12 protein-coding genes are annotated in these 13,628 nt (G+C 62.7%); 6 read left to right on the forward strand and 6 right to left on the reverse strand.

Annotated elements, in window-relative coordinates:
• Positions 1–11: 11 nt before the first annotated feature.
• On the forward strand, positions 12–1,112 hold the full coding sequence (locus ACFC20_RS06095; RefSeq protein ID WP_375192219.1) for an NADH:flavin oxidoreductase: 1,101 nt from the start codon (positions 12–14) through the stop codon (positions 1,110–1,112).
• A 5-nt stretch (positions 1,113–1,117) separates the two neighbouring features.
• Here ACFC20_RS06095 and ACFC20_RS06100 read toward each other — a convergent pair whose 3' ends face one another.
• Positions 1,118–2,005 carry an alpha/beta fold hydrolase gene (locus ACFC20_RS06100; RefSeq protein ID WP_375192220.1) on the reverse strand — a complete coding sequence of 296 codons (888 nt, stop codon included), beginning with the start codon at positions 2,003–2,005 and terminating at the stop codon, positions 1,118–1,120.
• A gap of 142 nt (positions 2,006–2,147) precedes the next feature.
• Between ACFC20_RS06100 and ACFC20_RS06105 the strand changes: the two genes are divergently transcribed.
• Positions 2,148–2,933, forward strand: coding sequence for a ZIP family metal transporter (locus ACFC20_RS06105; protein WP_375192221.1), 786 nt, complete (start codon positions 2,148–2,150; stop codon positions 2,931–2,933).
• 46 nt (positions 2,934–2,979) lie between these two features.
• Here the strand turns inward: ACFC20_RS06105 and ACFC20_RS06110 are convergent, their stop codons facing one another.
• On the reverse strand, positions 2,980–3,888 hold the full coding sequence (locus ACFC20_RS06110) for a LysR family transcriptional regulator (RefSeq protein WP_375192222.1): 909 nt from the start codon (positions 3,886–3,888) through the stop codon (positions 2,980–2,982).
• A gap of 188 nt (positions 3,889–4,076) precedes the next feature.
• On the opposite strand from ACFC20_RS06110, the gene ACFC20_RS06115 reads away from it, so the two are divergent.
• On the forward strand, positions 4,077–5,588 hold the full coding sequence (locus tag ACFC20_RS06115) for a CoA-acylating methylmalonate-semialdehyde dehydrogenase (RefSeq protein WP_375192223.1): 1,512 nt from the start codon (positions 4,077–4,079) through the stop codon (positions 5,586–5,588).
• Positions 5,589–5,614: 26 nt separating this feature from the next.
• The gene (locus ACFC20_RS06120; RefSeq protein WP_375192224.1) at positions 5,615–7,285 is read left to right on the forward strand and encodes a GMC family oxidoreductase; all 1,671 of its coding nucleotides are present in this window, start codon (positions 5,615–5,617) and stop codon (positions 7,283–7,285) included.
• 7 nt (positions 7,286–7,292) lie between these two features.
• Here ACFC20_RS06120 and ACFC20_RS06125 read toward each other — a convergent pair whose 3' ends face one another.
• The 4 genes from ACFC20_RS06125 to ACFC20_RS06140 all read right to left on the reverse strand — a co-directional run bounded on the left by ACFC20_RS06125 (position 7,293) and on the right by ACFC20_RS06140 (position 11,066).
• Positions 7,293–7,964: an NAD(P)H-binding protein gene (locus ACFC20_RS06125; protein WP_375192225.1), complete on the reverse strand. Its 672-nt coding sequence runs from the start codon at positions 7,962–7,964 to the stop codon at positions 7,293–7,295.
• 155 nt (positions 7,965–8,119) lie between these two features.
• The gene (locus ACFC20_RS06130) at positions 8,120–9,646 is read right to left on the reverse strand and encodes a tripartite tricarboxylate transporter permease (protein ID WP_375192226.1); all 1,527 of its coding nucleotides are present in this window, start codon (positions 9,644–9,646) and stop codon (positions 8,120–8,122) included.
• Positions 9,646–10,092, reverse strand: coding sequence for a tripartite tricarboxylate transporter TctB family protein (locus ACFC20_RS06135; protein WP_091987129.1), 447 nt, complete (start codon positions 10,090–10,092; stop codon positions 9,646–9,648). The genes ACFC20_RS06130 and ACFC20_RS06135 overlap by 1 nt, the downstream gene beginning before the upstream one ends.
• The gene (locus ACFC20_RS06140; RefSeq protein ID WP_375192227.1) at positions 10,089–11,066 is read right to left on the reverse strand and encodes a Bug family tripartite tricarboxylate transporter substrate binding protein; all 978 of its coding nucleotides are present in this window, start codon (positions 11,064–11,066) and stop codon (positions 10,089–10,091) included. Before ACFC20_RS06140 ends, ACFC20_RS06135 begins: the two co-directional genes overlap by 4 nt.
• Positions 11,067–11,289: 223 nt before the next feature.
• Here ACFC20_RS06140 and ACFC20_RS06145 point away from each other — a divergent pair, with 223 nt between their 5' ends.
• Both ACFC20_RS06145 and ACFC20_RS06150 read left to right on the forward strand, forming a co-directional pair.
• Positions 11,290–12,933 (forward strand): ATP-binding protein, encoded by a 1,644-nt coding sequence (locus ACFC20_RS06145; RefSeq protein ID WP_375192228.1) that lies wholly within the window; start codon positions 11,290–11,292, stop codon positions 12,931–12,933.
• Positions 12,930–13,625 (forward strand): response regulator, encoded by a 696-nt coding sequence (locus tag ACFC20_RS06150; RefSeq protein WP_375192229.1) that lies wholly within the window; start codon positions 12,930–12,932, stop codon positions 13,623–13,625. Before ACFC20_RS06145 ends, ACFC20_RS06150 begins: the two co-directional genes overlap by 4 nt.
• The last annotated feature ends 3 nt before the right edge of the window (positions 13,626–13,628 follow it).

Below are 13,628 nucleotides of genomic sequence, written 5' to 3' on the forward strand. Positions count from 1 at the left end.
TGAGGGTAACTATGAGCGACGTAATGCAGCCTGTTCGATTCAGTTCCGTTGAGGTGCCCAACCGCTTTGCCCTGGCGCCAATGACCCGCACCAGCGCCGAAGCGAACGGCACGCCCAACGCCCTGATGGCGGACCACTACGAGCGGTACGCCAAAGGCGGTTTCGGTCTGGTGATCACCGAAGGCACCTACACCGACGACAAGGCCAGCCAGGGCTATGCCAACCAGCCTGGCATCATCAATGACCAGCAGGTTGCCGGCTGGAAAGCCATCGTAGACCGGGTCCACTCTGCAGGCAGCCGTATCTTCATACAGCTGATGCACGCCGGTGCCCAGTTCCAGGCCAACCGGTACACCGACCAGCCCCAGGGCCCCAGCCCGGTGATTCCCAAAGGTGCGCCGCTCGGTTTTTATGGCGACCAGACCGAATGGAAAACACCCGAAGCCATGAGCGAGTCTGATATACAGGCAGCCATCGACGGCTTCGCACTGTCTGCCGCCAACGCCAAAGCCGCCGGCTTCGACGGCATCGAAATCCACGGCGCCAACGGCTACCTGCTGAACCAGTTCCTCAGCACCCACTTCAACCAGCGCGACGACCGCTACGGTGGCTCTCTGGAGAACCGACTGCGCCTGGTGACCGAAGTGGTCAACGCCGTTCGCAAGGCAGTGGGTGAAGGCTTCCCCGTGGGCATCCGGTTGTCCCAGGGCACAGTCACCGACCCGGACTACCAGCTGCCGGAAGGCGAGGCCGGATTCCGCAGAATCGTGGAAGCCGTGCGTGACGCCGGAGCGGATTTCGTGCACACCACCGACGGCGATGTGAACCGGCAGCACTTTGCCGAGGGGAATGGCAGCCTGGCCAGCGTGGCTCATGAGGTCGTCGGCATTGAGCTGATCCTTAACGGCGGCATCGACGAGATCAACTGCCAGGACGTGGCCAACCAGTTCCCGGGCACCCTGCTGGCGGTCGGCAAGAAAGCCCTGGCCAATCCGGATTTCGTTCAGCGGCTCAAGGATGGCAAGGAAATCGATGACATAGACTTTGCCATGCTGCAGCCCAAGGCCACCATCCGCAACGAACTGGCCTGGCGCGAGAAGAACGCCGCCTGATCGGTTCAGTTAGCTGAGAAAAAGCGCCGGAGCTCGTCTTGGACGGCTTCCGGCGCCTCTTCCGGAAGGAAATGACCGCAATCAAGCGCGGTGCCACTCACATCTTCCCCATAATCACGCCACACCGACAGTACATCGTAGGTGCGGTGCACGAAGCCCCGGCTCCCCCAAAGCACCAGCAGCGGACAGCTCACCCGGTGCCCGGCACGTCGATCTTCCCGGTCGTGTTCAAGATCCACCGACGCGGCAGCACGGTAGTCTTCGCAGCTGGCATGAACGGCCCCCGGCGAAGCAAAGCAGCGAACGTAGTCGGCCACCGCCGCCTCATCAAACACAGCCCCCGGGGCGGACCACCGCCTGAGTTTCTCCCGGAGGAAGTACCCCGGGTCCTGGCCGATCATTCGCTCCGGCAGGCCATCCGGCTGGATCAGGAAAAACCAGTGGTAGTACCCGGTGGCGAACGCCTGATCAGTATGCTCGAACATGTGCAGCGTGGGTGCGATGTCCATGACACAGGCACGCTCGACCTGATCCGGGTAATCCAGGCACAGGCGATGGACAACCCGGGCGCCCCGGTCATGGCCAGCCACTGAAAAACGCGGATAGCCGAGCTCGGCCATCACGGACACCATATCGGCGGCCATTCGCCGCTTGCTGTAGGCGCTGTGGTCCGGATCGGAATCCGGTTTACCACTGTCGCCGTACCCCCTCAGGTCAGGGCATATTACCCGGAACTCCCTGGCCAGGGCAGGCGCAACCCGGTGCCACATCAGGTGGGTCTGGGGATAGCCGTGCAACAGCAGCAACGGTCGGCCAGCACCGCCCTCGGCGAGGTTGATGTCCACGCCATCGACCGCAATCGTTCGGTAGTGGAAAGGTTCAGGCAGTTTCATGGTGTACCCCGGGTTGGCCGTTTTTATGGATGGTCATTGCAAAGGTAGCAGCAGTTATCGCCCGGATCAGGCGAGATGACCATACGACCAACTGCCAGCAACCGGGATGCTATGCTCACACCAACAACCGACAGGAGCATGCATGACCTCCGATATCAGTATTGTCTGGCTGGGTACGCTGGCCAGCCTGTTCGCCGGTCTTGCCACCGGGGTAGGCGCACTCGCCATTTTCCTGGTGCGTACCATCACCCACAAACTCCAGGACGCCATGCTGGCAGCCGCCGCCGGGGTCATGCTGGCAGCCTCCTTCTTCTCCCTGCTCCTGCCCGGCCTGGAATACGGCGAACAGATTACCGGCCACACCTGGAGCGCGGCCCTGGTGGTGATACTGGGCGTGCTATCGGGGGCCGCAGCCATCTACTACGTGCATCAGAAGCTGCCGCACGAGCATTTCGAACTGGGCCGCGAAGGGCCGGAGGCATCCTACATCCGCGGTATCTGGCTGTTTATCATTGCCATTACCCTGCATAACTTCCCCGAGGGCATGGCCGTGGGCGTGGGCTTCGCCGGGGGTGATGTGAAGAACGGCTATGTGCTGGCCACCGGCATCGGCCTGCAGAACATTCCCGAAGGCCTTGCGGTGGCGTTCTCGTTGCTTGCCATCAACTACTCCCGGTTCCGGGCCTACCTGATTGCCCTGCTCACCGGGCTGGCCGAGCCCCTCGGCGGCCTGTTCGGCGCCACCCTGGTGTGGCTGGCGGAACCGCTGATGCCCTGGACCCTGGGTTTTGCCGCCGGCGCCATGCTGTTCATCATCAGTAACGAGATCATTCCGGAGACCCACCACCGGCAGTGGAAAATCATGTCCACCTTCTGCCTGCTGGCTGGCTTCGCAGTCATGATGTTTCTGGACGCCACGCTTGGCTGAGGCGATCGTCTCTGTCGCCCTTATCGCTCTTATGACCTGAACAGGCTCAGGCGCCAGGATGCCCCCAGACGCCCTCCAGGGCTTCGAGGGCCTCGGCGATCAGCGGCTCGTCCCGCCGGTCCCGATGCCAGATAAAGCTGAGGGCGCAGGGCAACCGGACACCCTCCAGAACCACCAGGCCCCGCTCCTGGCGCTCGGTCATGGCCAGGGCATCCCGGGCCAGACTCAGGCCCACGCCGGCCCGCACCAGGTCCAGCATGCACGCCTCCTGATCCACCTGGGCGACTCCCCGGGGCAGCACACCAAGCGGGTCGAGCACCCCCTTGAGCAGCCGGTGATGAACGGAATCCTCGGGCGTGACGATCCAGGGCATGTTCGCCAGATCCTCCCATCGGGTTGAGCTGATGCGCGGCCCCCAGCCTGCCGGTGCCACCACGTAGTACTGGAAACCCGTCAGCTCCCGGTGGGCAACCTCCGGCGCCAGGGAGCCGGGGCCAACACCCGGCGGGGCCAGGAAAAAACCCACATCCAGTCGGCCATCCCGCACCTGTTCCAGAACGCTGCCACTCATGCCCTGGCGCAGTTCAGTCTCCAGTTGCGGCGCCCGCTCCACCAGCCGGTGCAGGAACGCCCCCAGGCGAATGAACTCCGGATCCACGATGGTGCCGATGCGAAGGCGCCCCCTCAGGGTACTGTGCAAGGCCCGGGCGCTTTGCTCAAACGCCGCCAGAGCCGCAAGGGCTTTTTCAGCCACCGGCAACAATGCCTGGCCATCCGGCGTGAGCACCAGGCCCTGGGGTTTGCGCTGGAACAACTTCAGTTCCAGCTCGTCCTGGAGTTGCTTGAGTTTCAGGCTGACTGCCGGCTGGGTCAGGTGAAGACGGCCGGCCGCACGGGACACGCTGCCCTCGCGGGCAACGGTGACAAAAGCCTTGAGTGTTTGCAGGGGATGCACAGGTTCTTCGCTTCCTGATCGCCATTAGATATAAGGAAAGCTTATATCTGGCTTTTGGAAATCTCAATTGCCTGCCGATCGAATCGGCCCTACTCTGAGTAATTAATCGACAATTATCGCCTTTCGGGGCGCGAACACCCCTAAAGCCCCTTCACATTCGGGGTTTTCCGGAACAGCACGAGGCACACATGACCAGCGCGACTATCCAGCATTATATCAATGGCGAAATAACATCCGGGACGTCCACCCAGACGCAGGATGTGTTCAACCCGGCCACCGGGCGGGTTACCGGCCAGGTAGCCCTGGCCAATCAGGCCGATGTGGATACTGCGGTCGCCGCCGCCGACGCCGCCTTCCCTGCCTGGGCCGACACGCCGCCCATCCGTCGGGCGCGGGTGATGTTCCGCTTTCTGGAACTGCTGAACCAGCACAAGGACGACCTGGCCCGGGCGATCACCGCCGAGCACGGCAAGGTGTTCACCGACGCCCAGGGTGAAGTGGCCCGGGGCATCGACATTGTCGAGTTCGCCTGCGGCATTCCCCAGTTGTTGAAAGGCGACTACACCGAGCAGGTGAGCACCGGCATCGACAACTGGACCACCCGTCAGCCGCTGGGTGTGGTGGCTGGCGTTACGCCGTTCAACTTCCCGGCCATGGTGCCCATGTGGATGTTCCCGGTGGCTATTGCCGCCGGCAACACCTTTGTCCTCAAGCCCAGCCCCCTGGACCCCAGTGCCTCGCTGATGCTGGCTGACCTGCTCAAGCAGGCGGGCCTGCCAGACGGCGTGTTCAATGTGGTGCAGGGTGACAAGGAGGCGGTGAATGCACTGATCGAACATCCGGACGTGCAGGCACTGAGCTTTGTGGGCTCCACCCCGATTGCCAACCTGCTTTACGAGAAAGGCGCCAAACACGGCAAGCGCATCCAGGCCCTCGGCGGCGCCAAGAACCACATGGTGGTGATGCCCGACGCCGACCTGGACAAAGCGGTCGACGCGCTTATCGGAGCTGCATACGGCAGCGCCGGCGAGCGTTGCATGGCCATCAGCGTCGCGGTTTTGGTGGGCGACGTGGCCGACAAGATCATGCCCCGACTGGCAGAACGTGCCCGCGCCCTGAAAGTGAAGAACGGCGAGCAACTGGATGCCGAGATGGGCCCGATTGTCACCGCCGCCGCCCATCAGCGCATTACCGGCTACATTGACAAGGGTGTGGCGGAAGGTGCCCAACTGGTGGTCGATGGCCGCGAATTCGATACCTCTGGCACTGGCGAAGGCTGCGAGAACGGCTTCTGGATGGGCGGTTCGCTGTTTGATCACGTGACCCCGGACATGACCATCTACCGGGAGGAGATCTTCGGCCCGGTACTGGCCTGCGTGCGGGTACCGGACATTGCCACTGCCATTCGCCTGATCAACGAGCACGAATTCGGGAACGGCGTCAGTTGCTTCACCGAGAGTGGCAGCGTCGCCCGGGAGTTCGGCCGTCGGATCCAGGTGGGCATGGTGGGTATCAACGTGCCCATTCCTGTGCCCATGGCCTGGCACGGCTTTGGTGGCTGGAAGCGCTCCATGTTTGGCGATACCCATGCCTACGGCGAAGAAGGGGTGAAGTTCTACACCCGCCAGAAATCCATCATGCAGCGCTGGTCCGAATCCATTGATGCCGGCGCGGAATTTGTCATGCCAACGGCCAAATAACTTAAAGGTAGCCGCGGAGAAGCACCATGTCCGATAACAACAAGGCCACGGGACAGCTGGAGTACGATTACATCGTGGTGGGCGCCGGCTCGGCCGGCTGCCTGCTGGCCAACCGCCTGAGCGCCAACCCGGACAACCGGGTGCTGCTAATCGAAGCCGGCGGCCGCGACAACTACCACTGGATCCACATTCCGGTGGGCTACCTGTACTGCATCGACAACCCCCGCACCGACTGGCGCTTCCGAACCGAGCCGGACCCGGGGCTCAACGGTCGCTCGCTGATCTACCCCCGGGGCAAAACCCTGGGGGGCTGTTCCAGCATCAACGGCATGCTCTACATTCGCGGCCAGGCCCGGGACTACAACCAATGGGCCGAGGTAACCGGCGAGCAGGCCTGGAACTGGGAAAACTGCCTGCCGGACTTCATGCGTCACGAGGACCACTATCGACTGGACGAGGGCGGTGACGCCGACCCGGAGCACCATAAATACCACGGCCACGGCGGCGAGTGGCGGGTGGAGCACCAGCGCCTGAAATGGAAGGTGCTGGAAGATTTCGCCACGGCCTGTGTGGAAGCTGGCATTCCCCGGACCCGGGACTTCAACCGGGGCGACAACGAGGGCGTGGACTACTTCGAGGTAAACCAGCGCTCGGGCTGGCGCTGGAATACATCTAAAGCGTTCCTGCGCGAGGCGGAGAAACGCCCCAACCTGACCCTCTGGCACTCCACCCACGTACTGGGGCTGACCACCGAAACCGGCGATGCCGGCCCCCGCTGTACCGGTGTCAAGGTCGAAAGGCCGGGCACTGGCGAGGTGCTGGCGCGGGCCAAACGGGAAGTCGTGCTCTCGGCCGGCGCCATCGGCTCGCCGCAACTGCTTCAGCTCTCGGGTATTGGCCCGGCGGATTTGCTCAAGGAACACGGTATCGACGTTGTGCTGGACCTGCCCGGGGTGGGCGAGAATCTCCAGGATCACCTGCAGATCCGTTCGGTATACAAGGTCACCGGCGCCACGACCCTGAACACCATGGCCAATTCCCTGGTGGGCAAGGCCCGGATCGGCCTGGAGTACCTGCTCACCCGGTCCGGCCCCATGAGCATGGCGCCCTCCCAGCTGTGCCTGTTTACCCGCAGCTCGGACGAGTTCGACTACGCCAACATCGAATACCACGTGCAGCCCCTGAGCCTGGATGCCTTCGGCCAGCCCCTGCATGATTTCCCGGCCATCACCGCCAGCGTCTGCAACCTGAACCCCACCAGCCGGGGTACGGTGCGCATTCGCAGCCGCGATCCGAAAGAGGCACCGGCGATTTCACCCAACTACCTGAGCACGCCGGAAGACCGCAAAGTGGCGGCGGATTCGCTACGGGTGACACGCCGCATCGCGGAGCAGCCGGCATTCCAGAAATATCAGCCAGAGGAGTTCAAGCCGGGCCTGCAGTACCAGACCGACGACGAACTCACCCGGCTGGCCGGGGACATTGGCACCACGATCTTTCACCCGGTGGGCACCACCCGGATGGGACGTGCCGACGACGAGCAGGCGGTGGTGGACCCTCACCTCAGGGTCCGGGGAATGGCCGGGCTTCGTGTGGTGGATGCCGGCGTGATGCCTACCATCACCAGTGGCAACACCAACTCACCCACTCTGATGATTGCCGAGAAGGCCGCGCGCTGGATTCTGGCGGGCGAGTAGCCACGCGCTACTTCGCCAGCTGGCGGATCTCGTCGTACTCGCGGACTTGCAGCACCCGCTCAGCCGCAGCCTCTGTGGCCAGGCTGCAGACCTCATTGACCATGGCAAGGGCTACCGTTGCCGCCTCAATGCCCCGGTACTTGTCCAGGGGGCCGATCAGCAGGCGGTTCACCAGCGGCATGGCCTTGATCCCCAAGGCCTCCGCGGTGCGCTGCTCCTTGCGGTCACCCAGCAGAAGACTCGGATGATAGATGGACAGGTAGGGGTAACCGAGGTCTTCAAGGGCATCCTCAAGCTCCCCCTTCACCCGGTTGTAAAAGATGGTGGAGGAGGACGACGCGCCGATGGCAGACATCAGGATAAACGCCCGGACGCCGTGGGCCCGGCCCAGTTCTGCCGCTTTCAGGGGATAGCCGAGATCCACCTTTCGAAACTGGGCCTGGGAGCCGGCCTTTTTGATGGTGGTGCCGAGGCAGCAGACGATGGCGTCCACATCAAACAGGCTGGCGTGGGCGTCCAGATTGTCGAAATTGACCTCATGCTGGGCCAGTTTGTCGTGCAGGGTCGGCAACCGGTGGCGCACCAGGGCCACCACCTGATCAACCTCCTCCCGGGCCAACAGCCCCTGAAGAACCTGCCCGCCAGTCAGACCGGTCGCACCGAGCAACATCACCTTCATAACAGATCTTCCCGCAAACAAACCTGCTGCATCATAGCAAAGACCGGCCGGCTGGCGCCTTCCCTGGCAAACACCACCCCCCAAAAAAGAGCACCGGGACAAGCCCGGTGCAAAGACTGACAACAGATCGTCGGTCGGGAGTTATCAGGCGTTTGCTAGTCGCTGACCGGGCTCTCCTTCATCGCCGCATTCATCCGCCGGCGCAGCAGCGGCCCCACGAGGTACGGCAGGATCAGCCCCAGGCCAGCGACAATCCAGAGCCCCATCGCCAGCGGGCTGCCCCAGAGAATGCTCCAGTCACCGTCCGACAGCACCATGGCATGGCCGAGGTTCTTCTCCATTTCCGGCCCGAGCAACAGGCCGAGGATGATTGGCACCAGGGGTATTTCCAGCTTGCGCAGGAAATAGCCTGCAATGCCGAATGCCACCATGAAATAAAGATCGAAGGTGCTGTGACTGATGGAGTAGATACCCACGAACGCCACCATGGTGACGATCGGCAGCAGGTACATGGGCGGCACCGACAGCAGCTTCACGAAGAAGCCCACCAGCGGGATGTTCAGCACCAGCAGCAGCACGTTGCCGATCAGCAGCGCCGCGATCACACCCCAGACGATGTCAGCGTTCTGGGTGAACATCAGCGGTCCCGGGGTGATATTCAGGGAGATCAGCATGGCCAGCAGCACGGCGGTGGTGCCGCTGCCCGGAACACCCAGGGTCAGCATGGGCACCAGGGCACCTGAAGACGCGCCATTGTTGCCGGCCTCCGGCGCCACCACGCCCCGGATATCCCCCTCACCGAACGTGCCTTTCCTGCCGACCACCTGCTTTTCCAGGGTGTAGCTGATAAAGCTGCCCAGGGAGGCACCGGCGCCCGGCAGTACGCCGGAAATGAATCCCAGGATACCGCCGCGAAGCTGGGTGGGAAGCGTGGTCACCAGTTCCTTGAAGGTCAGGGTGAGTTTGCCTACCTGCATCTTCTCGCGACCACCACCCATCCGGTGTTCAACGAAGAACAGCAGTTCGGAGATGGCAAACAGGCCCACGATCGCCAGGATGAAGTCGATACCCTCATAGAGTTCCAGCACTCCGAATGTGTAGCGCTGGGTTCCCGTGGAGATATCAATGCCAACCGTTGAGATCATGATGCCCAGGGTCGCCGCAATCACCGTTTTCATCGGGTTCTTGCCGGTAATGCCCCCGAGGGTGGCAAAGGCCAGCAGGAACAGGGCAAAGTACTCCGCCGGCCCGAAGGTCAGTGCGAATTTTGCCAGCACCGGTGCGAGCATGATCAGACCGATGGTGCCGATCAGACCGCCGGCAAAGGAGGCGATGGCCGACACCGCCAGGGCATCGGCAGCGCGGCCTTTCTGTGCCATGGGGTAGCCATCGAGGCAGGTCATCATCGCCGGCTCGTCGCCGGGTATGTTCAGCAGGATCGACGATATCCGTCCGCCGTACATGGCGCCGGCGTACACCGCTGTGAGCAGGATCATCGCCGTTTCCGGCGGCAGCCCGAGGGTGAATGCCAGGGGAATCAGAATAGCGACGCCATTGGCCGGCCCAAGGCCAGGCAGACAGCCGATCAACGTACCAACGAAGGCGCCAAAGAGCGCAAACATCAGGTTGTAGGGGGTCAGCGCAACCGCGAACCCCTCCATCAGAAAGCCGAGAGTTTCCATCAGTGCACCTCCAGCAAGCCGGCGGGCAGGCTCAGGGACAGGCCGTAGTTGAACAGCACGAACACCACCACAGCGCTCGCCAGCCCGGTCACGAAGGCCCGTTTCGGTTCAGCGCCCATACGCCAGCTCAAGGTGCCCACAGCCAGGGTAGTGGCAATCACAAAGCCCAGCGGCTCGAGCAAGAACGCATAGACCACCAGAACCGCCACCGACACCACCAGCTCCAGGGCAGACTTGCCCAGGGGCCACTGGGCGTCCGGGTCCGGCTTGATCATCAGGTAGAGACTGCCTGCAACCAGCACCACCGAGAGGATGGTGGGAAAGGTTTCCGGGCCCACGGCTTCGGCGCCGCCAAACGGCTCGGGCCACTGTTGGGCAGCCCAGCCATAGGCAACGGCGAGAACCAGAAGGCCCAGGCCGAGAACGCGATCACCGAGGCTGCTCATTTGAGCAGCCCGATTTCGCGGGACAGGTTCTCGATGTCCTGAACCTGGTTGCGCACGAACTCATCAAACTTGTCCGCCGGCGGATGGAACGGGATCAGGCCGTTGCTCTTCATCACCTGCTTCCACTCGTCACTGGCGTACAGGGTATCGACGGCTTCCACCCAATAGGCCTTGGCGGCCTCGTCCGCACCCTTGGGCATGTAGAACCCGCGCCAGTTCGGTCCCACCGCATCAATGCCCTGCTCTTTAGCGGTAGGCAGGTTGCCGAACTTGCCCGGCAGGCGCTCGTCCGCCAGCACCGCCAGAACGCGCAGGTCGCCGGACTCCATGAAGCCGGTCGCCTCGGAAATATCGCCAGTAAAGGCGTCAACCTGACCACCAACCACCTGGGTCATGGCTTCGCCACCGTTGTTGTAGGACAGGTATGGAATGGACGGCAGTCGGTCAGCACCGGCGGCCTTGGCTGCGATCAACACTTTCAGGTGATCCCAGCCACCCCGCGCGCTGCCACCGGCAAACTTGACGGACTTGGGATTGGCTTTCACGGCTGCCATCAGGTCGTTGAGCGTCTGGTACTTCGAATCCTTGCCAACGGCGATGATGCCGTAATCAGCGCCCAGGGCGCCTACCCAGGTCACCATGTCGGCGTTCATGCCGGGAAACTGCTTCTGGGCCAGACGGGTGGTAGTCGCGGTGGACGCTGCCACCAGCAGCTTGTTGTCTTCGGCCCGTTTGCTAACGGTATGGGCGTACGCAACACCGCCGCCGGCGCCAGCCATGTTGACGGTCTGGACGGTGCCTTCCACCAGGCCAAGATCCTGCAGCACGTTACCAACGCTGCGGCAGGTAAAATCCCAACCGCCACCGGGATCGGCGGGCGCCAGGCATTCGACTTTTCCGGAGGGCTGCCAGGCCATGGCAGACATGGAGACGGCGGCAGCCGCCACGAAAGACAGGGTTCTCTTGATAAACATGGTTGTCACCTCATCAACTTGTTGTTGTGATCGCCCCTGAGGCAGGACCGTGTTGGCCAGGTCCCTGGCTTTGGCAGGCCAGAGGAGCGATTGCAGGCAGGTTAATAGGTGAAACCCGAAGCCTTGAAGCTTGTGCACGTAATGCCTTTAAAGGGCATTTACCGCATTTTGTTCATAAAGATCACGGGCATGTCCCGGAACGATGCAGTACCCTGAACGGACAATGACAACAAGCCCGACACCGCCTGTGTTTCGAAAGACCAAACTCAAAACCCGAATGATCCTCACCCTGGGACTGCTGGGCGCTTTGCAGACTGTCCTGATCGGTGGCTTTGCCGGCTTCTACCTGAGCGATTCCCTCTACGACGAAATCGGCCAGCGCGCGCTTATGGTGGCCAAGACAGTGGCCGCCACCCCCGCGGTGATCGAGGGTGTCCGGGAGCGGGACATCCACGGCCTGAACCGGCTCGCGGAACGGCTCGCAGAGACCAACGAAGCCCTCTTCATCGTGATCGGAGATGCCGAGGCAATCCGCCTGGCCCATCCCGACCCGAGCCGGATCGGGCATTCCATGGGCGATGACGATGGCGACTATGGGCGCAAGGCCCTGGTGGATGGCCAGGCCTACGTTGCCCGGGCCAGGGGCAGCCTCGGGGAATCCATGCGCGGCAAGGCACCGGTGATTGTTCCCGATACCGGCAACATCATCGGCATTGTCTCCGTCGGCTACAGCCTCCAGCAGGTGGAAACCACCATCCGTCGCTACAATTTCGTGCTCTATGGCGTGGTGGGGCTGATGCTGCTGGTAACGATCCTGTCCGCCATAGTGATCGCCGGGCGCTTCAAGCGAGCCATCTTCGGTCTGGAACCGGAGGAGATCGCCCGGCTGTTCCGGGAACGTGAAGCCACCCTGCAATCGGTGCGCGAGGGCATCATTGCGATCAACCGCGAGGGCATGATCACCACCGGCAACCGGGCCGCCTATGAAACCCTGGACCTGCCCCCGGAACCGCCACTGGCTGGCCAGCACGTGCTCGATGTCCTGCCGGAGAGCAGCCTGCCCGCCATTCTGGAGTCCGGGGAGCCGGACTTCGACCGGGAAATATGGCTTCGGGGCCGGCAGATGGTGGTCAACCGGCTGCCAGTACGCCAGGGCGACGACATTATCGGTGTGGTCGCCAGCTTCCGGCTGCGTGACGAACTTGATCAGGTCAGCCGCCGGCTGACTCGCATCCAGCAGTACGCCGATACCCTGCGCAGCCAGACCCATGAATATTCCAACAAACTGCACACCATTGCGGGCCTCATCCAGATTGGCGCTACCGAGGAAGCCCTGAACCTGATCGGCAGCGAAGTCAGCGATCACCAGGCACTGATCCATCTGCTGCTTGAGGCGGTACCGGATCCGGTCATTGCCGGCTGCCTGCTGGGCAAGTACAACCGGGCCCGGGAAATGGGACTGCGACTGGAGATTGATCCGGACAGCCGGATGTCGGACCTGCCCGCCACCCTGCCCCGGGACCAACTGGTCAGCGTACTGGGCAACCTGATTGATAACGCCCTGGACGCCACCCTTGCCAATACCGGGGCAGGCGGCCGTGTTCAGCTGTCCATGACCGACCTGGGCCAGGAACTGATTTTCGAGGTGGAAGACCAGGGCTCAGGGATTCCGGAAGCCGAGCGGCAGCGCATTTTCGAGAAGGGCGTCAGCACCAAGGACGGCGAGTCCAGGGGCTATGGCCTGCATCTGGTGCGCCAGTTCCTCAACCAGTGGGGAGGCTCGGTGACCGTGGACGACGTGCCGGAGGGCGGCAGCCGGTTTACCCTGTACCTGCCCAAGATTGCCAATGGGAGAGCGTACCCGTGACCTGCATTCGCATAATGATCGTTGAGGACGACCCGAGAATCGCTGAAATCCAGAGACGGTTCGTGGAGCGCCTGGATCAGGTGGAGCTGTGCGGCATCGCCCATACCCTGGCCGATGCCCGGGAGCAGATTGAGGTTCTGGCGCCCGATCTCATCCTGCTGGATGTCTACTTTCCCGATGGCAATGGCCTGGACCTGCTTAGGGAGCTGAGAGCCGCCGACAGCGGCAGCGACGTCATTCTCATCACCGCCGCCAAGGAAGTGGAAACCCTGCGCAGCGCCCTGCGAGGCGGTGTCTTCGACTATATCCTCAAGCCCCTGGTGTTCGAGCGCCTGCAGGAGGCCGTCAATGGCTACCGCAGCCACATGGAGCGCCTGGCCACCCTGCATCAGGTTGCCCAGAAAGAAGTGGATGCACTGCTTCCGAGGGCGCCCATGGAGAGCTCCCGAAGCACGGAGGAACGCTTACCCAAGGGCATTGATGCACTGACCCTCGACAAGATTCGTGAGGTTATGACGGGTGCAGGCAAACTGAGCGCCGAAGAAGTCGGCAACGCCATCGGCGCCTCCCGCACCACCGCGCGCCGCTACCTGGAGTTCCTGGTTGGCGCCGGTGAGTTGTCGGCGGAAGTGGCCTATGGCAGTGTCGGTCGGCCTGAGCGAAGATACTGCATGGCGGATACCAAGCCCTGAGAT

The organism is Marinobacter sp., assembly GCF_041984545.1.
Lineage (GTDB): Bacteria > Pseudomonadota > Gammaproteobacteria > Pseudomonadales > Oleiphilaceae > Marinobacter.